Genomic DNA, 21,366 nt, shown 5'->3' on the forward strand with positions numbered 1-21,366 from the left:
GAGGCTCTTTTAAGAAAAAAAATCGTCTACTCAGAAATTTATATAGATCAAATCCTTTTATTTATCCCTGTTTAGGTATTCTATAGGAACAATTCTTTAACTATTTTCTTAAAAGATCAATTCCTTACCAATCATTTATGGCAACCTTTTTGAGCAATGTTTTGCAATAAAACATGCGATCACTATTTCTTAATACTACATAACAACTATGCTATTTCGTTTAATTGTTTTGGCAATAAGTCTGGGATTCTGTATCCCTACATTCGCCCAACCCTCCAATGATGATTGTCACAACGCTATTACGCTGCCCATAAGTAGCAATTGGTGTTCTGCTGTTGGAGCTTATACCAATGTAAATGCTACGCCATCCAATTTTCCTCCTGCTCCTTGTTTTGGTAATACGGGTGGTGATGTTTGGTTTCGTTTTACGGCAGTAGGAACCGATCTAAATATTACGATTATTGGAGATCAAGCGCCTAGTGCTGGCGGTAGTTTGCAACGCCCTCAGGTTGCCTTATATTCAGGAACTTGCACCAGCTCAGGAGGTAATCTATCCCTATGGCAATGTAGAAGTGCCACAGGCGTAAATAACATTGTAGATCTATACAAGGGAGCCTTAGTTATTGGACAAAGCTATCTCATCCGAGTGCAAGGCAATTTTAATAATACAGGAACTTTTCAAATTTGCGCACAAAATTACAATGCCCCTGCCCTTCCTGGTTCTGACTGTAATACAGCCTCTGTACTCTGTGACAAGTCGTCTTTTGTTGTACAAAGTGTTGTAGGAGCAGGAAATGATCCTGATGAGGCAGCAAGTAGTTGTCTAGGAGGCTTGGGTGGCAACTCTGAGTCCAATTCAACTTGGTTCAAATGGACTTGTGACCAAGCAGGCTCTTTAAGTTTTACCCTAACGCCGAACAACCCTTCTGATGATTTGGATTTTGTTTTGTATGAATTGCCCAATGGAATTAACAATTGTGCAGGCAAAAATATTTTGCGTTGTATGGCAGCAGGAGAATCGCTCAACAATTACCCCAGCCCTTGCCATGGTCCAACAGGTCTAAATTTTACCGCAACCGATGTCACCGAAACTTCTGGTTGTGCCTTAGGGCAAGACAATTGGCTTTCGGCAGTTAATCTGATTGCAGGAAGAAGCTATGCGTTGGTCGTCAATAATTTTTCGGCAACAGGGAATGGCTTTCAAATGGATTTTGGTGGAACGGCTACTTTTCAAGGCCCTACGGCAGACTTTACAGTGAATAATCCGCCCAACGGCTGCGCCAGTGAAACATGGACGTTTACGGATAATTCTAGTTTTGCATTTGGCAACTTAACCGCATGGTCTTGGACCTTTGGTACGGGGGCTAGCCCTGCTACTGCCAATACGCAGGGACCGCACCAAGTAACCTATAATACCCCTGGTCAAAAATCGGTGGTTTTATCGGTCGAAACCAATGAGGGCTGCTTGGTGACTCATGTTGTCCTCATCCAAGTTGATTCTTGTTGCCAAACCGTGAATGCCTTACAATATACCACCGCTGCCACGGATGTATTGTGCCGAGACAATCCAAACGGAACGGTCAATGTTACACCTAGCACAACCCATTTAACGCCCTATTCTTATCGTTGGTCCACAGGAAATACCAACAGCAGTTTAAATAACCTCTTAGTTGGAAATTATAGCGTGACCATCTCAAATGGCATTTGTAATAGCATTGATACCTTAAGCGTTGGCGGGCCTCCTCCTTGGGAACTAACGGACAGTATTACTCGTCCAACCTGTGATGGCGGTACAGACGGTGCCATTCAGGTATTAACCGCCAATGGTTCTAATGGAGCCCCATATCAATACAATTGGAACAATACAGGTTTTAACAGCAATGCTTCTTATACGAATCTCTCAAATGGTGTTTATAGTCTTGTATTGCAAGATGCACAAGGTTGCGATACTACTATTAGCTATACCGTACACGAATTAGAGCTCGAATTGGATTCTATAGGATCTGGAATTATTCACCCTAGCTGTCACGGCTATTCAGATGGCAGTATACAAGTAGCAGGGCAAAATGGTCTAGCACCTTATTCTTATATTTGGAATCACAATGCAACAGGTGCTTTTCTCTATAATTTGCCCGCAGGTACTTATTATTTAGATACGATTTGGGATGCCAATCGTTGCCGAAATTGGGCTCCCTTTTCCTTCACCTTAACGGCTCCTGATTCTATTCAAATTGTTCTGGATAGTGTTTCGGTAAGTTGTACGGGCAACCCTGACGGGCAACTCATTCCAATCGTTACAGGAGGCACCTATGCTTATCAATATCAATGGTCTAATTTTCAGCAAGACTCTATGGCTACTCATTTAGGGGCAGGGAATTATAACTTAACAGTAACCGATGCGCATAATTGCACTAAAACCATCGCTGCATCCTTGACAGAGCCTCCCTTACTAAAGGTTGATTATGAAGTTCGAGATGTCAGTTGTTATGGTTATTCCAATGGCTTAATTCGTATAAAAGGACAAGGAGGAACCCCCGACCCTAATGGGCTTTATACTTATTCTATGAGCCCTAACAATTTTAGTGCGCTCGATAGTTTTGAAGTGGCAGCAGGTACTTCCTACAGCCTATATGTTCAAGATGCCGCAGGTTGCATTGCCAATTATAGTCCCGTTGTGGTTAATGAACCTGACCTATTAATCGTTGATGCAGGTCCTGACACAACCATCCAATTAGGCGACCATTTTGATGTTGAAGCACAGCTTAGTTTCTTTGATTACTACGATTATCAATGGTCTATCAATACAGGGGATATAGCCTGTCCTACTTGTCGCAAAACAAGCATTCAACCTGTAGAAGACCAAAAATATTATTCCATCTTAGTAACAACAGCAGCAGGTTGCACAGCAACAGATTCTTTATTAGTAACGGTAGAAAAAGAACGAAATTTGTTTATTCCTAATGCCTTTTCGCCCAATGGAGATGGAAACAATGATTATCACGATGTTTATACGGGCGAAGATGTCTATCAAATTAAGAAATACTTAGTTTTTGATCGTTGGGGGAACATGGTTTGTAACAAACAAAATATTCCTAGACATTGGAAAAACTTTGGTTGGGATGGTAGATTTAGAGGGCAAGATATGCAAACAGGTGTTTACGTTTATATGATTGAGGTAGAATTTATTGATGGTGTAATTGTTCGCTATTCTGGAGACTTGTCTTTGTTTAATTGATCCCTCTAGCTGTTTGATAGAATGGGCTAATTGGAAATGCCTTTTTAATTAGCCCATTCAACACTTATTTTCGCATTGCTATAGGCGTACCTTTGATCCAATGATTAATCAAATCTTTATTTCCCAATAAATCCCCCACAACAAATAATTTAGATTTTCCCAATACAATAGATGTATTCCACAGTTCCCTACTTACTTGTTTATTCCCAGAATAACTGGCGTGTACAAAATACAACTGAGTCGCTGTTTTCCACAAATAGCCAACATGGGTATCTAAGCCCACAATATAGAGACCTTCTTCCTGCTTATCCATATAAGTTTTTAAATGTGCCAATTTGTTAAATACTTGAATGCTCTTTGAGGCACATAAACTTCTAATAATAATAGAAGCAGCCTGTTGCGCCAACTTAACACGAGGCAAAGAGAAACCACAATGTTCTAAGGTGGTTGTAACAAAATAACCACAAGCAATTTTCCCTTTTCTCGGTTGCTCGGTTATCCCGTTAAAATCCCATGTGGTACCATACCAATACCCAAAAACACTATCAGTTAAGTTTTTGTACAAATATTCTTTTGCCATTTTTTGGAGCAGGGGCAATTTTTGAGGGCTTTTTTTCCAATCTTTTTCGTAAGAGAATCTCTTTTGGTGAATTCTATTTCTCGTTTCACCATAAGCGACCAAATGGTTTGTCACATCAAACTGTTTATAAGCAACATATTCTTTGATGACGATACAAATAGCAATACTAAGTATTGTTGTCCAAATTAAGATTCTATTCATGTTTTATTACGTCTTACTTTTTGTATTGAGTCCTCTTTTTTTTGGGAGTTAATGGGAGTACAGCCCCCAAATCCTCCAACGTTACTTTTCGTTCTTTGCTCTGCCACCGCCCCAAATGTTTACGCATTCGCTGGGCAGTTGCTTTCATGGAGTGCCACTGTCGATCCATCATCAATAGATGCTTTTTGGGTGCATTTTCAAAAGCAGTAACAGGGATCACAGCATAGGTCCAATCAAAGCCTCTTTTTAATTTAAAATTATACCTTCCTTGGATGTAACGCCAAGCCAACACGTAATCGTGTTGCCCTATAATCGTTTGATTGGTTCGGCTATTTTTGATCAATTCTAACTCAAAAATCAACCCTATATCTGTATTGGTTTTGTATTGATTAGAAATAAAATTCCCTAAGGAATAAGCCACCAAAACCTCTCTAAACTGTGTTGAGTCTTCTTGCCACAAGGTATCTGTCTTGATGGGTTCTATCACATGAGGATGTGCGCCAATGACTACATCTACCCCATTTTCCCACAAAAACCGTGCGTAAGCAGCCTGTCTTTGGTTTTCTTCCAATTTGTACTCATCTCCCCAATGCATGATGGCAATAATCATGTCGGGTTGCGCTTCTTTTGCTTTTACAATGTCCTTATAAATTTGGTTTTGTTCAATCAAATTCACAACGCAAGGTTTGCGTGTACGCACCCCATTGGTCGCATAAGTATAGTTCAAAAATGCCAATTTAAAATTGGCACCATCTACTTTTTTTTCGACAATTAATGGATACAAATCATCTCGTTCTGCTTGATTTTTAAAGGTTCCTGTATGTAAGATCCCCAAAGAATCCAAAACATCAATGGTGTGTGTCACACCATAAGCAAGGTTATCATTAGAATGATTATTGCAGGTTGTCAACAAATCGAAACCTGCATCTTTTAGATAAGTTGCCAAAGCATCTGGCGAACGAAACATAGGGAACCCCGTATAACGCCCTTTATCATTAAGGGTAAGCTCTAAGTTTCCAATGGTCAAATCGGCTGCTTCTAAAATTGGTTTTACATAGCGAAAACAAGTTTCATAATTGAAGTCGCTCATATCCGTACTCTTCATATTCGAAGCCGTCCCTGCTGCCGAATGGAGCTGGCTTTTATGCCCCATTATATCCCCAACAAAAGAAAGTTTTAACCGATGAATACTATCTTTAGAACTTATAGCAATACCTTTAGGGCTTGGTTTCAAACGAATACTTGCTGAAGAATCGCTAGAATCTATGCACGAAATCCCTACCAATACTAGTAATATAGAAAATATCGTTCTCATAATTGATATTAATTAGGAATCGACAAACTTAATCATATTCTTTTTAGTTCTTGTTCAAAAAGTTAAATTTTATCCTTTAGTACAAATTTCTAAATACTTTTTAATCGAGTCTTTTAGCGATCTTCTTTTTCAAATTTTCGCCTTGATAGCGTTGCTATCAGGCTGTAATTTTCATCGAATCTCATCTAAAACGCTCTGTAAAAACCATCCATAACTTTTGTTACACTATATTTAGTAATCACTCATACCCTATTATAAAGCATCCTGAATTTTAGTTAAAATTCAGGATGCTTGTTTTTTACTTGCTTTACAGATTGCTTTTAACGATAAGTAATGGTATACCAATTGTCTTCATAGCCTTCCCCTACAGAAGATTTTTCATCATCTCTAGTCGTTCTCACACCAACTCGGAACAAACGGATAAAAGCGGTTAAAAATCCTCTTGTAAAATCACTAGCATAAGGAGTATAAGATTGTACGATAATCTTTTTTTCTTCTACATTATGGCTTACAATCTTTAAAAAACCAACGTACCCATTTCGATGATTCATATCATAAGTCATTGGCAAAGCAGCTAACAGTTTTTCGAGCGTATCCAAACCATCTGGAAGCACAGCCGTTTCAGGAACGGCTTTTCCCAAATCAAAAAGGGTATTGGGACCATATTGTTTCAGTACTTTTTGATAAAAATTAGCTAATTTTTGTGTACTGTACCAGCCCATCACTTGAGGATCTATAATCCCTTCTTCGGCAAAAATGTTTAATAGGTTTTTCTTCACAAAAGTAGGTCTTGCAAAAATAGAGGGAAAGACGGCTGCACCTACAAATTCAGCAGTAGCATCAAATGTTTTCATTATCCTAGGGTTTATTCCATCAAATATTCTTTAAAAGAATACAAAAATAAAAAAACATTCTGCATTTTAAATAAAAAGCAATATTTACATCTAACTATTTAAGCAAAATTCCATCTAAGGTTTGGCTGCTTTTTGATTTTGATGGAGCATATAAAATTCATAACTATACACATAATCAATAGCAACATCCTCAAAAAAGCAATTTATCCAATATCTCCCCCTAACCGTCATTCCTTCGCTTCAAATACCTGCTTGAATTCTTCTAGCAGTTCAGATACTTCCTTTTTTTTATATTTTCGAGAGAAGTGAACAGGAATTGCTATTTTAACCGCTGCTTCACGCATCACCTTAGCAGACATAGAAGCATAGCTATGAAAATTAAGTTTTGCCTGCTCTTGGTCTTCATTTTTATAAAAACTTTCAATAAATACTTTTTCACATTGAAAGAAATGCTGTTTTATCTTAGCGTGATTGGCAGCATTGGCAGCATGATCCATGATAATTCCTAAAGAGTCACCTTTTTGTACATATAAAAGATGAAATAAATCTTCTGCCTTATGTGCTTTTCCCTCTATTAAAATGGATTGATTTTTTAATTTTTGTTCAAAGGCGACCTTAAGTTCTTTGATCCACTGCCCCCCACCAAAATTACTCTTTGTCAAATCTATTTTTATGGTATCCCTTTCTTTAAATTGATAGGCAATCGATGGCGTTTTATGATCCAAAATAAGACAAGAAACCACAAACGAGGAGTCATCAAAGATTGTATTGCCTACCATCATGCCCACCTCTTTCAAATCCCACAAGGGAGGTACCACTTCAAAAACTTTAATTGCTTGTTCGGATTGAATTTCTCTAATCTCATACACAATCGCTCCTGCATCAACAAGATTCCAAGTATACCCCTTAAGTTTTGCCTGAACCTGCGCAGCAATGCCCTTGGGTCCACAGACAATCACTCTCCTTTGGATGCCAATCTGATGCCGAATAATCGTATCAAAATTAATAAAATGATCAATATGGGTATGACTGATAAAGATTGCCTTGGTATTCTGTACCTCTTTAACGGTTAAATCACTAGCATCTCCACATTCACAAATATAATTCCATGGATGATTGTCTTTTTTGACCAAAATGGAAATATCTTCTCCCATTTTACTCTTTATTTCTGATTTGAACATAGGGTTTATTTTTATTCGTTTTCAATTTTTCATCTCTCCATTATTAAGGGCAATCGATGGCATAAAAGTTCCTTGTCCCCTTAGTAAAACATGAAAAATCATTCGACAAGTTAAAAGCCTCACAAAGCAAGTTACTTTGTAAGGCTCTTAAATAGAAAGCGACTGAACAAACACGTTTAATCCAATTATTGTTTAATCACTTTTTGAGTAATGTATTTTTGAGCGTTTCCTATTGTTACAAAATAAACTCCAACAGGATATTCGCTTAAATCTATACCCATTTTCTTTTGAGTAGTATTGGTTGTTAATAAGGTTCGTCCCATATTATCCAATATTTTCACTTCAATTGCTTCAACAAAGGCTTTTTCAATGTATAACCATCCATTTGTTGGATTAGGATAACAAGTGAGTCCTAATTCTTCTTTTAATTGGTTAATAGCAATAACATTTACATTGGTGCAAGTTGAGGTAATAGAATTGATGCCATCGCTAATCATCACGGCATAATTTCCATTCGCTGTTGGGGTAAAACTCTGCCCTGTTGCTCCCATGATAAAGGAATTTCCATTGCCACAATCAATCCATTGGTAAATAATATTAGGACCTGCTTCCTGAGCCGTTAGGGTCGTTCCATTTTGAGTTATAACAGCGTTCAACGTATTGGTACAACAACTCAAAGCTGCAATCATATTATTTGGACAAATACCCGATCCACCTAAGGCACGCACCAGAATTTGATAACAAGTTCCTTGCAATAATCCATTTACTAACAAAGAGCTATCTTGCAAAGGAACAGTCGTCCATGTTACCCCAGAGTCCAAGCTATATTCCCAAGCCGTTGCTCCCATTACTTGCCCCCACTCAAAAAGAACAGCACTCGTTGGCGTTGTAGCCAAACCACAATTCATGATAGGAGCGCTAAGATCACTCAATACTGTAATCTCAATAGAATCTGTCCTTACACAGCCCCCTTCATCAACTACTACCTTATAATTAGTTGTTCCAAATGGATTGGCATTAGGATTGTAAATGGAGGAATTATTTAAACTATTACTAGGCATCCAATTATAGGTAATAGGTCCAAAAGAAGCTGTATTGTTAGGCGTAAAACGATAAGCGTCATTAGTCGCTGACCAAACGCTTCCATTCCTTCCTGGCACTGCCAGTCCCATGGTTCCATCTATATTTTCAATTCCTTGGGTGGTTGCTCCATCTGGCAAAACACTAATGGTGTATATGTCAATAAGATTGGTTGATTCGTGCAAGACAATTTGAGCGGTAACAGCATTGGCACCTCCAAACCTAGATACATTCGTAAAATTAATCACCAATTGGCGATTAGGGCTAGTCCCTACTGTAAAATAGTCTATTGCTCCTCCATTGCTAGGATTTAAGTCTTCCCAAGCAAGTGCAATTAGATTATTAGGTATAGAAGCATCGGGCAATACTTGTCCAGCACAACATCCAGTACTACTAGCACTCGTGCCAGCCAAATCAAAAGTAATAAAACCATTGGAGCTAATTCTGAATTGATTATAGGTATTACAATAAAAATCAAAATCAAATCCTATGGGTAAATTTGCAGAAAAAGCATCGTCCCCTAATGATACATTCGTCCCAGTTCCCACAACAGGCGCAAAGAGAATAGAGTCTACCTGATAATTATTGCACCCCATCGAGTCTATAGAGAAAAGAGTATCGGTAAGCACTGCCATTAACGGTATGGTATCTCCAGAACAAACGGTATCAGCACTAGTCGTTAATTGCAAGAAGCCTGGTCGCCAATATAAGGTTATATCCGCAGAGTCTACACACAGACCATTGGCATAATTAACCTGATAGGTAACCGAATCATTGGGGTTGCCGCTCAATATTGCCAAAGAGGTAGCACTATTAGTATTCGTCAAGCTAGTTAGATAATTAGCAGGTGTCGCCGTCCAAGTATAACTACCTCCCAATGCATTACCATTGGCAAAATCGGTAGACAATAAAACGCTATCTTGTTGTCCATTGGGACACAAAACAACACTCGATGAATTTAGAATCAAACCTAATGGTAAATTTTCAAAATAAATAACGACTTCATCTGTAACCACACAAGTCCCCGAAGTATAAGTAACCTCTAAAACAATAGAATCGCCGTTTTGAGTAGTTGTAGGGATATGAACAATAGGATTGGCAATGGTACTATCAGAAAAGGTAACCGCAACGCCACTAACTTGCCCCCAGCTATATGTTCCCATTCCATTAGAACTAACGGCTTTGCTATTAAGTGGAATACTCAGCGCTCCTCCTGGACAATAAGTATCAACAATAGCAGCTGCGGGTGCTGAACAATCTGTTATCGTGTCTATTTCTCTTTTATCAATAAAGCTTTTTATCCCCATTACATTCAAACCATAATTTAATAGTTGTGCACCTTTAAAAGGGGCTGCATTATCGGTGAGCGTTATAGTTATAACATTAGAACCTACCTGAGCTGTTGAGGTATTGATTTGTATCAAAGCTCGAACACTATCAGGGCGATATCCTCCCGCTGTATCCAGTACAATGCTCCAGTTTCCCGCACCAACCATACGGTCTAAATTGGTATTGCTAGAATCTATTAAAACAGGATTCCCTTCTGGATCGTACGCTATTATTTCAAAAGAAAGCGCCTGCCCAGCACAAACTTCAAAAGAATTATTAGCTACATTATAGGTGCCGCCAGAAACTGCATTGGGGCTTGTAGCAACAGCAACGGGAGCATTAGCTATGGCATTATTATAAACGATAAATGCGGCATCCCGTTGAACATAACCAATGGTATCCCCATTCAAAATTTGATAGACCGTTATGGCAGTTATGGCAAATTGCGATTGACTAGAATCTAAACAAAAGGTCATTTGCCCTGTGCTTTGATCAAATCCCAGAGAATTGGCAGGATTTGTATAAAAGGGCTGAGTAGGAGATAAACCAGCAATATTAGAAATACAGTTGTTAGCGCCTTGCAATGGACAAGTCAAGGCATAATGTAAGCTATCACCTTCGGGGTCCAGTACGCCATAACTATAATTGTAACATTCTCCTGCTTCCAAATAAGCAATTGGACTAATCGTAAAAACAGGAGAACTATTGCAAATGGTATTGTTAATCATTGCCTCGATATACATATTTCCTGTACTGGTTAAGTTAGAGATAGAACTATTTCGGCAGCAACTAGACCAACTCACCATCCAATCTGTGCAAGTCTGGGGTAAAGTAACAATCCCACAGTAAATATAAACTTCTGTGCCAGGGAGCATGCCGCCAGAACAAGTAGTCGCCCAGCCTGGGCAAGCACAGGTTTGAGGGGCAAATACTTCGTACATGGTATCCAAAGATAACGTAACATTGCCTAAAGAAGCTCCACAATTTGCAGAGTTAATGTTGATGGTCTCTTGAGTCGGCATCCCAACACCACTGCAATCTCTATACAATGACAACTTGATTCGATATTGGTCGTTCCCTAGACATTCATAGGAAAATTCACCACCTGAAATATGAGTCGCTTGAATGGTTCCTGTTCCTAAGAAAAAAAAACAGCTAGTAAAAAGGAAGCATAGACGAATACAGCCCCAATAACTTGGCGCTATCGTTAAGATTTTTTTGTAATTCATTTCTAACAATTTAGTGGATTAAATAATAGCGTTCCTTTTCATTCCCTAAAGAAAATGAAGGTAGAAGCTCCCACAATAATTTACAGATTGCTGAAAAATAGAATAAAGGAGAAGTACCTTGGTCATCATTTAGTTTCTAATCTGGAGGGAAAAGAGTTTGATGAGCGAGGCATTTATTCTAAGGACAATCACTAGATACCGCTATCTATTGCCTTTATTGTAGATAAATATGAAATCACAATTAGTTTATAATATATTTAAGAGACTTTCTGCTTCCTATTTCGTTAAAAATACTCGCCGTAGCTAAGGCTACGTCTGCGTTTTTTGCCTCATAGCAAACAAAAATTCTAGATAAATGTGATTTAAACTAATCATAACTCCATACTTATATAAATATATACTTTATAAGCCATAACAAAAAATTATATGATTTATAAGTTCCTATAATTTTCAAACTGAAGATTTCAAGTACGCTGATTCACTTTTTTTTTGTAAATTCGCAACATTCTATAAAAAATGAAGGACGATTCCTTTTGATCAGTCTATTGATTATAAATAATTTAAGTTTATGAAAAAGATACTTGTCGCCAATCGAGGAGAAATTGCCATGCGTGTTATGCGTACTTGCCGTGAAATGGGCATCAAAACGGTTGCAGTTTATTCTGAAGCCGATCGAAATGCACCACATGTTCGCTATGCTGATGAAGCAATTTGTTTAGGGCCTGCCCCATCCAATCAATCTTATCTTCTTGGTGACAAAATCATATCCGTAGCCAAAGAATTAGGAGTTGAAGGAATTCACCCTGGATATGGTTTCTTGAGTGAGAATGCTGTTTTTGCTCAACAAGTAACAGATGCAGGAATTGCTTTTATTGGTCCCAAGCCACATGCCATTGAAATGATGGGTAGCAAACTCGCCGCCAAGGAAGCAGCAAAAGCCAATAATATTCCCTTGGTTCCTGGTACAGAAGAAGCAATAGAAGATCCTGAGTTGGCCAAAAAGATTGCCTTAGAAATAGGTTTTCCTATTCTGATAAAAGCATCTGCTGGTGGTGGTGGAAAAGGGATGCGTGTTGTAAAAAACATTGAGGAACTAGACGAACAAATGGAACGTGCGATTTCTGAAGCCTTGTCTGCTTTTGGAGATGGTTCTGTTTTTATTGAGAAATATGTTACTTCTCCTCGCCATATTGAGATACAAGTACTAGCCGACAGCCATGGCAATGTAATTCATTTATTTGAACGAGAATGCTCGATTCAACGTCGTCACCAAAAAGTGATTGAAGAAGCACCATCTATTGTTTTGACCCCAGAACTGCGTCAAGCAATGGGCGAATGTGCCGTTCGTGTTGCTCAACTTTGCGATTATGTTGGTGCTGGTACCGTTGAGTTTTTGCTGGAAGATAACACCAACTTCTATTTCCTAGAAATGAATACTCGTTTGCAGGTAGAACATCCTGTAACTGAATTGATTTCGGGCGTAGACTTGGTTAAGCAGCAAATTTTGATTGCGAGAGGAGAAGTTTTGAGCATCCAGCAAGAAGAATTAAAAATCTTAGGGCATTCTCTTGAATTGCGTGTTTATGCAGAGGATCCTACCAATAATTTCTTGCCTAGTATTGGTAAGTTAAGCACCTACGAAATTCCTAAAGGAACAGGTGTCCGAGTTGATGATGGATTTGAGGAAGGCATGGACATTCCAATTTATTACGATCCTATGATTGCCAAATTGATTACCTATGGCAAAGATAGAGAAGAAGCCATACAACGTATGTTGCGTGCTATTGAAGAGTACCATATTGATGGCTGCGAAACTACGCTTTCTTTTGGTACTTATGTACTACAGCACGATGCCTTTGTTTCTGGTAATTTTGACACGAATTTTGTGAACAAACACTTTGATCCAGAAACACTCAAACAATCCAATGAAGGAGAAGCTCAATTAGCCGCTCAATTAGCCGCTTATTTGATGGATAATAATAAACAACAAGCTGTTGAAACAGTTGATTCTAATAATAAAAGTTCTAAATGGGCAGCTCGTAGATGGAGCTAAATGCCCAGTTGAAGGGTTGAAAAACGATAAAATTCAGGTCTATTTTCAACCCTTCAAACGAGCTTTTTTTACAAGCTAACCTTGATACATTTCCTCCTTCTAAGTCCATTAATAAGGCAACTCCTGTGACGTTCTAAAACACTTATTTATTTTACTTCTTGTAGTTTTCTAATTTGTGTCAATAAGGTCTTTTTGGGAGTAAATGGAATCATAGAAATCATTATTTTTTGAGGAAAGGTTAGCCCTGAAATTACATCTAAGGTTCCTTTTAGCATTCCTTTATACCCCTCTTCTGCTACGACTCTAGCACTTATTGCTTTTTCAAACAAAGAAGTTTTATTCATACCAGAAACCTGCCCAAACTCTGTTGCTGTTGCCCCAGGCATCAAATTAGTAACGCTAATATTGGTATCGTGCAATTCCTCTGCGATTGCATTTGAAAAGAAGGTTACATACGCTTTTGTAGCATAATAAACCGCTTGCAAAGGGCCAGGCATTAGGCTAGCTGTAGAAGAAACATTGAGTATTTTTCCGCTGTTGCGTTTAACAAAATCAGGCAAAAATAATCGAGTCAATGCCGTCAATGCAACAATATTTAAATTAATCATTGCTAGATCTTTTTCCCATTCTCGTTCATGAAATTTGCCCAATCCTCCAAAACCTGCGTTGTTGATTAAATAATCAATTTCCACTCCTACTTGTTTTAGTTCATCATAGATTTCTTGGGCGGCATTAGGAAGCGTTAAATCTTTTGCAATAACAGTAACTTTAATGTTATATGTCGCTTCTAATTTATGTTTAAGTTCCATTAATTTATCCGCTCTCCTAGCCACTAAAACCAAATTTCCTTTTTGCTCTGCATGGATACAGGCCAACTCTTTTCCGATGCCACTGCTTGCGCCAGTGATTAATGCTGTCTTTGCCATATCTTTTGATTTAATTTTTATTATTTTGACTAAATACAATCATGCTTTAATCTAGCTATTGTTTGTTTTGTACTCAATTAGTTTGATTAAAATTGATATTACAAAGATAAGGCATTGATGAACTAAGGGTTTGTCTATTACCGTCAACTTTACTTGTCAAAAACAGTCACCTAGTGAGCCATTTTTTTTATCTCGGAAGGATTTTCGCCAAAATACTTCTTAAAAGAGCGGCTAAAATGCGCTAAGTCTTCAAAGCCTACCTCTAAGTACACATCCGAGGGCATTTTATGCGTTTGAAGCAATAAGCTTCTTGCCAATTCCAAACGCTGTTGTTTAATCCACTGATGAGGCGGTTTTTGAAAAAGCGCTTTAAAATCTCTATTAAATGTAGAAAGGCTTCGACCAGACATCTTTGCCAGTTTCTCCAAGGAGATATTATACATAAAATTATGTCGTACAAAGTTTTCTAAATCGGCTCGCTCTACTCTTGTATAATCTTTTAAAATAGGCACCAAATCGGGGCGAGACTGAGTGACGGCCAACAAAGCTTCCATTGTTTTTAACTCAACCATAGAACGATCCAATTGTAAATTACCTTCTATATAAGTCCAAATAGAATCCATCAACCCTTTTAATAAGACATTATAAGGTAGGTCAACAATTTGCTCGACAGGCGCTAATTTTGTTGGCTTTACTCCTACCTTTTCTATTACCTTTTGCAAAAATTCATCTTGTAAAATAAAGGCAATCATCTTGGCACTACCTTCATTTTCTCCCCATGTTTTAAAACATTGCCCATGCGTATATTTTCGAATCAATGCAAAAGCTCCTTTTTTTATGGTGTGTAACTTCTGATTGACTTCTAAATTTAGTTGTCCTCGTTGCACATAAAATAAAACATTGCTTGGATAATAAATAGAATGCGGTTCTACAACATGTGCTTCTACAGAGGCAGCAATTTGCATATTCTGGCAATCTATGGTTGTAATTGTTGTCTTTTCCATAAATTAAAGATAATAATTTATCTGTTTACTTCGTACACTATAAAGCAATTATAGCTCAACAGTATCGTCACAACAACAACGGTCTTACTTGGATATAATTTCAGCATTGAGTTTTGAACTCAACGCTGAAATGCTTATACATTAGTTATTGATTCAAGTAATTACTTAACCTTTTCTCCAATTCATCATACTTGACATAACCACTGGACAGTAAAATTCGCTTCTCCTTAGTTACTAATACAACAGCAGGAAAACCACTAAGACCTTCTGCCTCCCAAGTTTCAAAGTCTTGCATTGCTTTTTGTTGATAAATAGGATCCAATAACTTTTGGTAAAAGTCGGCAGAGTCTAATCCTATTTGAGCCGCATAGTTAGAATAGGTTGCCCAGTCTTCTATCTCCATTCCATCTCTATAAATTGCCTTTTGTAAAAGACTTGAAAATTCCATTGTTTTTGATGGATAATGCTCTTTTACAACGCATAGAGCAGTGGCGGGATATAGAGAATTTAAGACCATCGTTCCGCTCTCTAAAGGTCCTTCTAAAAAAGCCTTGCCAAATTTAACCCCTGTTAATGCTTCTACTTGTTTATAAGCTCCTGCCTTGATATAGGGAGCAACTTGACCAATTGCCCCTACTCGATCCCCTAAAAACAAACCGCCACTCACCACATCAAAATCCATTTTTTGGTGGTATTTTCCATAAATTTCGCTCATAACAGGACTAAAACCATAACACCAACCACAAAGGGCATCGTAATAATAAATCAATTGATAATTTTTCATTTTTTTTTCTTTCGTAAAGCAAGTTGTCGTTGTAAAAACAAGGAAAATTAAGGCTACCCTTCCCAATTGATAGATGCTACCCATTCTGTTAATGTTTGCGGTCTAACGGACAATAAGGTTTGTGTTTGAGCGAAGCCTTTGGCTATAATTCGTTCGTAATTCTTCCTTAAATAACGATACAAATTTGAAATTTCCTTGGCAGGGACAGCACCAAAAGCAGGTAATAGCTGCTGCTCAAAATCATCTGCTGACAATCCAACAAATTTGATTTCCTTATTTATTTTCTTGCCAATGGCTGCTGCAATCTCTTCTCCTGTCCATAGATTTCCACCTATTGCTAAGGTTTCTCCTGCCAATTCTGGTCGTTGGAGGGCTGCCACTACATAATTTGCCAAATCAACATGACTCAACCAAGGTATCTTAGTTTGAGTAGGAATAGGATAAGGCAAAATCCCATGCTCTAAAATTACGGGAATTGACCAAGGAGCCGCTAGATTATCAATATAAACATCTGGCATCAATGTGATGACCTTGAGGTTAGAAGCATCAAAAAGAGCTTTGATTTCAAGCTTGAGGTCAAGAGCAAGCAACCCTGTTTTTTCCTTGGGCAAATCAAAACCTGTATTAAAGACCACTAAATCGACCGCATTCTTTTCGCAAGATTGAATAAAATTTTGGGTATAACTGATCGCTTTTTCTAACTCAAAGATTAGAGGAAAGGTGTATACAGCCGCCTTGACATCTTTTAATGCATTCGATAAATCATGGGCATCTGCCCAATCTCCTATGTGCACCTCAATCCCCTCTCGCTCAAAATCATTGGTTTCTTTTTTACGTGCTAAAGTACGAATAGAATAACCTTGTTCTATTAAACTTGAAGCAATAGCCCCACCTTGGAATCCTGTTGCAGCAGCAACAAATACTTTTTTGTTCATTTTTTTTAGTTTAATACTCCGCTGATTAGTTCCCTACGGTCATGAGATAGTTTTTTAGTTTTTAACAACTAAAGCATAGCGCTCACGAAGTAAAAAACATAAAAAAGCATCTTGTATCAATTTGATACGATTTTCTAGCGGAGTAATGTTAGTTTTAAATCCTTTGTTATTTTTTCAATCAAGTACAAAATTATACCTTTACTATAGATTCCACAAGTACCTACCTTTTAGTAAGTAACGTACTAAAAAGTATGAAAAACTCATTATCAAGGAGATTGAAGTAAAAAAAAATGAAAAATAAAATAGAGCCATGCCCTGTTACAGAGGCAATAAAAATAATTGGTGGTAAATGGCGGTTACAAATTATTTATCAGATTGGGTATGAAAAGAGAAGATTTGGAGAACTGAAACGTTTAATTCCTACAATTAGCGAAAAAATGCTAATCCAAGAGCTTAAGAAATTGACAGAATTTGGGATTATACATAGAAAGGCCTATCGAGAAATTCCACCTAGAGTAGAATATTCTATAACAGAATTAGGAATGGATATTTTCCCAATTATAGAACAAATAAAAACCTTTGGGCAAAAAAGAATTGAACTAAACAATCCATAATTGGATAAGACAACTACTCCCCTTTCTCCAAAGGATTTTGCAGTAAATAATCAAGTTTAAGCTCTTTCTATTGCTTTAAGTTTGACCTGTTGCCTAGTTACGGTCGCAAAATGCCCCAACAATTGAGCATTGTTCTCATCAATAGCTTCCAAAACTACTCTAGTTTTGGCATAAATATTATCTGCTTTTACGTCAACCAAGATAATTCCCGACTGGACTCGGTTGTTTCTAAACAAATCTTGGGCAAATTCTTTATCTCCTGTTAATAAGATGTATTGCTCTCCATTTGCTTTTCGGCAAAGCGCTTCTTCTGAGGTGTCCCCATCTGCTTCTGTAGCATAATAAACTTCGTGCTGGTTGTTACGCATAGCGGAAATAAGTTCTGACTCTACTGATCGATAAGCTATAAATTTATGTGACATAGGCATTTGCTGGTTAGAATGAACGAATACTTTTTAAACTGAAAAAGGCTAGTACTTGTTGCACTAGCCTTTTTATTTATTATAAATCTATGGTTCAAATTACAATACTACATACAATATAAAGGAGGAAAACGATTGGGCTGTGCTTCTTGCAGCAATCCGTAAACCTTCTCAAAAACATCCTCTATGCTTGGTTTAGTGAAATAATCTCCATCAGAACCATAAGGAGGGCGAACATCTGCTGCACAAATGGTAACAGGCTCAGAATCTAAAGAATAATAACCTTTTTGCTCTACCAAGATCTTTTGCATCATATAAGCCGTTGCACCTCCAGCAAAGTCTTCATCAAACAAAACCAAACGATTGGTCTTTTTCAAGGAATCAAGAATCACATGATTGACATCAAAAGGCATCAATGACTGAACATCGATCAACTCTACAGAGATACCTTCCTCTTCCAATTTTTGGATAGCAGCCTGTGCAATTCTAATACAAGAGCCATAAGTTACCAAAGTCACATCTGTTCCCTCTTGCAATATTTCTGGCACCCCAACAGGAACCGTAAATTCGTGTACATTATCAGGCAATTGCTCCTTCAGACGGTATCCATTCAAGCACTCTATAATCAATGCAGGGTCATCCGCTTGTAACATGGTATTATAAAAACCAGCAGCCTGTGTCATATTTCTAGGCACCAACAAACAAATCCCTTTCAAACTATTAAGCAACAAACCAATAGGTGATCCAGAATGCCAAATTCCTTCTAATCGATGCCCTCTAGTACGAATAATGGCGGGTGATTTTTGAATGGCATTAGAACGATAGCGAACGGTTGCCAAGTCGTCTGATAAGGCAGACAAACTATAAATCAAATAATCTAAATACTGAATCTCTGCGATAGGACGCAAACCACGCATTGACATACCAATCGCTTGCCCCATAATGGTCCACTCACGGATTCCAGTATCAAATACTCGTTCGACCCCATGTTTTGCTTGAAGTCCAGCAAAGCCTTGGTTAACATCTCCAATATGTCCTACATCCTCCCCAAAAGCAAACAAACTCGGATTTTGTGTTAGATGATGATCAAAGCAAGTATTTAGAATTTCAAAACCATTTTTGAGGGGCGAATTACTACTGTACTGAGCAGGAACTTCTGCGACATTCATAGCCGAATATTGAGAAGCACTATACAAATTAGAAGTATATAAATTGGTATTATGGTCAATCAATTCTTTTGCCCATTGCCCCAGTTCATTAATTGCTGTTCCTTGCTCATTTTTTACAATGTGCAACACTTGACGAACCGTGCGAACAACATCCTTGTGAGTTGGGTCCAAGCTCTTCGCTAATTTATCTTTGAGTGCAGTGATTTTATCGCTATATTGACTTTCACTCGCCGCTCTTTCTAATAATTCTTGCGCTTTAGTAAGGTTCCCTTTAATGGAATCATTAAAAGCATTCCAAGCCTTTTTAATAGCAGCCCGCACTTCTTTTTTGGCATCCTTCTGAATAGCATCTAAAGCTTCTTCTGTTGCAAAGCCTTCCTTGATCAGCCATTGCTTCATTTGTACGATGCCATCTTGCTCTTTTTCAAATTGTAGGCGTGCTTCGTCCTTGTAGCGTTCATGAGAACCAGATGTAGAATGACCTTGCGGTTGTGTCACTTCTTCTACGTGAAACAAACAAGGAACATGGTTGTTTCTTGTGTGCTCAATTCCCTTTTCGAAAACGGCACGCATATCAGCATAATTCCAACCTTTTGTTTTATAGATTTCAACACCATTTTCTCCTTCTTCCTTGGGTTGGAATCCAGCCAATGCCTCAGAAATACTCCCCTTAGTCGTTTGATATTTTTTAGGAACCGATATTCCATAGCCATCGTCCCAAACAAAAACAGCCAAAGGTACTTGCATTACTCCAGCAGCATTCAAGGTTTCCCAAAATACACCTTCTGAAGTACTCGCATCCCCTATACAACAAAAAGAAACCTCATTTCCTTGATTTGAAAAAGGGGTTCCTTCTTTTAGGTCTGGTGATTGTCTATATTTTTTAGACGCAAGCGCAAGTCCCAAAGCACGAGCCATTTGACCCGCTGTAGGAGAAATATCTGCACTAACGTTTTTTAATTCTTTATGATTTAACCACTCTCCTTTTTCATCTACCAAAGGAGTCGCAAAATGAGAGTTCATTTGACGCCCTGCTGAGAAAGGATCATGTTTGGGGTCTGCATGAGCATATAACTGAGCATATAGATTTTCAACTGTTGCCAAACCTGCTGCCAACATAAATGTTTGTCCTCTATAATATCCAGAACGAAAATCTCCATTCTTAAAAACCCTTGCCATGGCTAGCTGAGCAACTTCTTTTCCTGCCCCAAATATTCCAAATTTAGCTTTTCCAGTCAACACTTCTTTTCTCCCCATTAAACTTGCTTCTCGACTAATACATGCTGTCTTGAAATCTTCTAAAGCCTCTTCTTGAAATTTTTTCGAATACTTAGGAGAAGTTTTTTTTATTTTAGTTTGACTCATACCTTTTTCGTTTTTGTTATGACAGTTAGTAACATCGAACCCGCAGCCTCAATCAACACAAAATACTCATTACCAATAAACTAACAAACACTTTCATGTCTTTTTTTAACGATTAGTAATGGCTATAATTTTGCTGAATTATTCCCTATGTCAAACAATGTTCTGAAATCATTTGTTCTAAATCCTTGAATATGGGTGCAAAAATATAACAAAAAGTTGGTCTGAAAGAAGTGATTCCAAAAATAAATCAAAAAAAATTGACAATCTAAGTTTTTTTGGCACAGCCTTGGTTATAGTAGAATTGGAAGTTTAGGTCGAACTAATCTTTTAGTTAAAAAAGATTCATTAGCTATGAAGTTGGTTCAGAATTTTATACCTTTGCTTAGCAAAGTAGCTTAAAACATACTTTGTGTACATTTCACTCATATCTCAAACCATTAAATAAACTATTTTGACATGAGAAAGCTATTTAATCTATTTGCTATCTTACTACTATCAGTGGCGGCTGCCTCTGCTCAAGACATTAAATTTGAATTATACAAAGGTGAAAAAGCGGAAGCTAAAGATCTAAAAACGGCGGATGAACAACAAGGTGCCAAATTATCTCAATCAGGAACAGCAACAGACTGGAACTATGGAAAAATTGAAAAGGCTTCTACTGGAGTTCGCTTTTTTAAGTTTACCAACACAGGAGCTGCTCCCCTAGTTATTTCGGCAGCAAAAGGAAGTTGTGGTTGTACCGTTCCTTCTTATCCTAAAGAACCAATTATGCCTGGTGAAGCAGGTTATATCAAAGTAAAATATGATACCAAACGAGTTGGGGCGTTTACTAAATATGTAACGTTAACCACCAATGCAACTTCTTCATCTACTACTCGCCTAAAAATTAATGGTACTGTAGAAGCTGAAGCAGCACCAACTCCAGCCAAAGAAAAAACAATGTTTAACTAGAACGATCAATTAATAGTCCATTAACTAAAATTTTAGTTAATGGACTATTAAAATTCTAGGAATTCTAATTTTTTCCACTTATATTCGTAAACAAGTTAGAGTAAACATACGTTTTTGAATTACTCAACTCTATCTATAT

General features: G+C 37.7%; 15 protein-coding genes. 4 read left to right on the plus strand and 11 right to left on the minus strand.

Annotated elements, in window-relative coordinates:
• The first annotated feature begins 208 nt into the window (after window positions 1-208).
• Complete coding sequence (locus AsAng_RS16660; protein WP_264788239.1) at window positions 209-3,235, plus strand: T9SS type B sorting domain-containing protein; 3,027 nt, start codon at window positions 209-211, stop codon at window positions 3,233-3,235.
• 64 nt (window positions 3,236-3,299) lie between these two features.
• On the opposite strand, the gene AsAng_RS16665 is transcribed toward AsAng_RS16660, so the two are convergent.
• From AsAng_RS16665 to AsAng_RS16685, 5 genes are all read right to left on the minus strand, one after another.
• Window positions 3,300-4,016, minus strand: coding sequence for a hypothetical protein (locus AsAng_RS16665; RefSeq protein ID WP_264788240.1), 717 nt, complete (start codon window positions 4,014-4,016; stop codon window positions 3,300-3,302).
• 13 nt (window positions 4,017-4,029) lie between these two features.
• Window positions 4,030-5,331 carry a CapA family protein gene (locus tag AsAng_RS16670; RefSeq protein WP_264788241.1) on the minus strand — a complete coding sequence of 434 codons (1,302 nt, stop codon included), beginning with the start codon at window positions 5,329-5,331 and terminating at the stop codon, window positions 4,030-4,032.
• Window positions 5,332-5,651: 320 nt separating this feature from the next.
• Window positions 5,652-6,185, minus strand: a complete 534-nt coding sequence (locus tag AsAng_RS16675; protein WP_264788242.1) for a hypothetical protein — start codon at window positions 6,183-6,185, stop codon at window positions 5,652-5,654.
• A gap of 227 nt (window positions 6,186-6,412) precedes the next feature.
• Window positions 6,413-7,366 (minus strand): MBL fold metallo-hydrolase, encoded by a 954-nt coding sequence (locus tag AsAng_RS16680; protein WP_264788243.1) that lies wholly within the window; start codon window positions 7,364-7,366, stop codon window positions 6,413-6,415.
• A gap of 185 nt (window positions 7,367-7,551) precedes the next feature.
• Entirely contained in the window at window positions 7,552-11,004 is a 3,453-nt protein-coding gene (locus AsAng_RS16685; protein ID WP_264788244.1) for a T9SS type A sorting domain-containing protein, read from the minus strand.
• A 568-nt stretch (window positions 11,005-11,572) separates the two neighbouring features.
• Between AsAng_RS16685 and accC the strand changes: the two genes are divergently transcribed.
• Window positions 11,573-13,057: an acetyl-CoA carboxylase biotin carboxylase subunit gene (accC, locus tag AsAng_RS16690; RefSeq protein WP_264788245.1), complete on the plus strand. Its 1,485-nt coding sequence runs from the start codon at window positions 11,573-11,575 to the stop codon at window positions 13,055-13,057.
• Between the two features lie 146 nt (window positions 13,058-13,203).
• Here accC and AsAng_RS16695 read toward each other — a convergent pair whose 3' ends face one another.
• From AsAng_RS16695 to AsAng_RS16710, 4 genes are all read right to left on the minus strand, one after another.
• Window positions 13,204-13,983 (minus strand): SDR family NAD(P)-dependent oxidoreductase, encoded by a 780-nt coding sequence (locus AsAng_RS16695; RefSeq protein ID WP_264788246.1) that lies wholly within the window; start codon window positions 13,981-13,983, stop codon window positions 13,204-13,206.
• 170 nt (window positions 13,984-14,153) lie between these two features.
• Window positions 14,154-14,987, minus strand: a complete 834-nt coding sequence (locus AsAng_RS16700; protein ID WP_264788247.1) for a helix-turn-helix domain-containing protein — start codon at window positions 14,985-14,987, stop codon at window positions 14,154-14,156.
• 145 nt (window positions 14,988-15,132) lie between these two features.
• Window positions 15,133-15,771 (minus strand): DsbA family protein, encoded by a 639-nt coding sequence (locus AsAng_RS16705; protein ID WP_264788248.1) that lies wholly within the window; start codon window positions 15,769-15,771, stop codon window positions 15,133-15,135.
• 53 nt (window positions 15,772-15,824) lie between these two features.
• Window positions 15,825-16,706, minus strand: a complete 882-nt coding sequence (locus AsAng_RS16710) for an SDR family oxidoreductase (RefSeq protein ID WP_264788249.1) — start codon at window positions 16,704-16,706, stop codon at window positions 15,825-15,827.
• 290 nt (window positions 16,707-16,996) lie between these two features.
• On the opposite strand from AsAng_RS16710, the gene AsAng_RS16715 reads away from it, so the two are divergent.
• The gene (locus tag AsAng_RS16715) at window positions 16,997-17,320 is read left to right on the plus strand and encodes a winged helix-turn-helix transcriptional regulator (RefSeq protein WP_264788250.1); all 324 of its coding nucleotides are present in this window, start codon (window positions 16,997-16,999) and stop codon (window positions 17,318-17,320) included.
• Window positions 17,321-17,376: 56 nt separating this feature from the next.
• Here AsAng_RS16715 and AsAng_RS16720 read toward each other — a convergent pair whose 3' ends face one another.
• Both AsAng_RS16720 and AsAng_RS16725 read right to left on the minus strand, forming a co-directional pair.
• On the minus strand, window positions 17,377-17,742 hold the full coding sequence (locus AsAng_RS16720) for a DUF5615 family PIN-like protein (RefSeq protein ID WP_264788251.1): 366 nt from the start codon (window positions 17,740-17,742) through the stop codon (window positions 17,377-17,379).
• 107 nt (window positions 17,743-17,849) lie between these two features.
• Complete coding sequence (locus AsAng_RS16725; protein WP_264788252.1) at window positions 17,850-20,276, minus strand: alpha-ketoacid dehydrogenase subunit alpha/beta; 2,427 nt, start codon at window positions 20,274-20,276, stop codon at window positions 17,850-17,852.
• A gap of 456 nt (window positions 20,277-20,732) precedes the next feature.
• Between AsAng_RS16725 and AsAng_RS16730 the strand changes: the two genes are divergently transcribed.
• Window positions 20,733-21,227 (plus strand): DUF1573 domain-containing protein, encoded by a 495-nt coding sequence (locus AsAng_RS16730; protein WP_264788253.1) that lies wholly within the window; start codon window positions 20,733-20,735, stop codon window positions 21,225-21,227.
• Window positions 21,228-21,366: the final 139 nt, after the last annotated feature.

It is taken from the genome of Aureispira anguillae (genome assembly GCF_026000115.1).
In the GTDB taxonomy this organism is placed as follows: Bacteria; Bacteroidota; Bacteroidia; order Chitinophagales; family Saprospiraceae; genus Aureispira; species Aureispira anguillae.

Coding starts and splice junctions, on each gene's coding strand:
- AsAng_RS16660 (WP_264788239.1), top strand. CDS start 209: ATGCTATTTCGTTTAATTGTTTTGGCAATAAGTCTGGGATTCTGTATC.
- AsAng_RS16685 (WP_264788244.1), bottom strand. CDS start 11,004: ATGAATTACAAAAAAATCTTAACGATAGCGCCAAGTTATTGGGGCTGT.
- AsAng_RS16680 (WP_264788243.1), bottom strand. CDS start 7,366: ATGTTCAAATCAGAAATAAAGAGTAAAATGGGAGAAGATATTTCCATT.
- AsAng_RS16720 (WP_264788251.1), bottom strand. CDS start 17,742: ATGTCACATAAATTTATAGCTTATCGATCAGTAGAGTCAGAACTTATT.
- AsAng_RS16700 (WP_264788247.1), bottom strand. CDS start 14,987: ATGGAAAAGACAACAATTACAACCATAGATTGCCAGAATATGCAAATT.
- AsAng_RS16730 (WP_264788253.1), top strand. CDS start 20,733: ATGAGAAAGCTATTTAATCTATTTGCTATCTTACTACTATCAGTGGCG.
- AsAng_RS16725 (WP_264788252.1), bottom strand. CDS start 20,276: ATGAGTCAAACTAAAATAAAAAAAACTTCTCCTAAGTATTCGAAAAAA.
- AsAng_RS16665 (WP_264788240.1), bottom strand. CDS start 4,016: ATGAATAGAATCTTAATTTGGACAACAATACTTAGTATTGCTATTTGT.
- AsAng_RS16705 (WP_264788248.1), bottom strand. CDS start 15,771: ATGAAAAATTATCAATTGATTTATTATTACGATGCCCTTTGTGGTTGG.
- AsAng_RS16695 (WP_264788246.1), bottom strand. CDS start 13,983: ATGGCAAAGACAGCATTAATCACTGGCGCAAGCAGTGGCATCGGAAAA.
- accC (WP_264788245.1), top strand. CDS start 11,573: ATGAAAAAGATACTTGTCGCCAATCGAGGAGAAATTGCCATGCGTGTT.
- AsAng_RS16710 (WP_264788249.1), bottom strand. CDS start 16,706: ATGAACAAAAAAGTATTTGTTGCTGCTGCAACAGGATTCCAAGGTGGG.
- AsAng_RS16715 (WP_264788250.1), top strand. CDS start 16,997: ATGAAAAATAAAATAGAGCCATGCCCTGTTACAGAGGCAATAAAAATA.
- AsAng_RS16675 (WP_264788242.1), bottom strand. CDS start 6,185: ATGAAAACATTTGATGCTACTGCTGAATTTGTAGGTGCAGCCGTCTTT.
- AsAng_RS16670 (WP_264788241.1), bottom strand. CDS start 5,331: ATGAGAACGATATTTTCTATATTACTAGTATTGGTAGGGATTTCGTGC.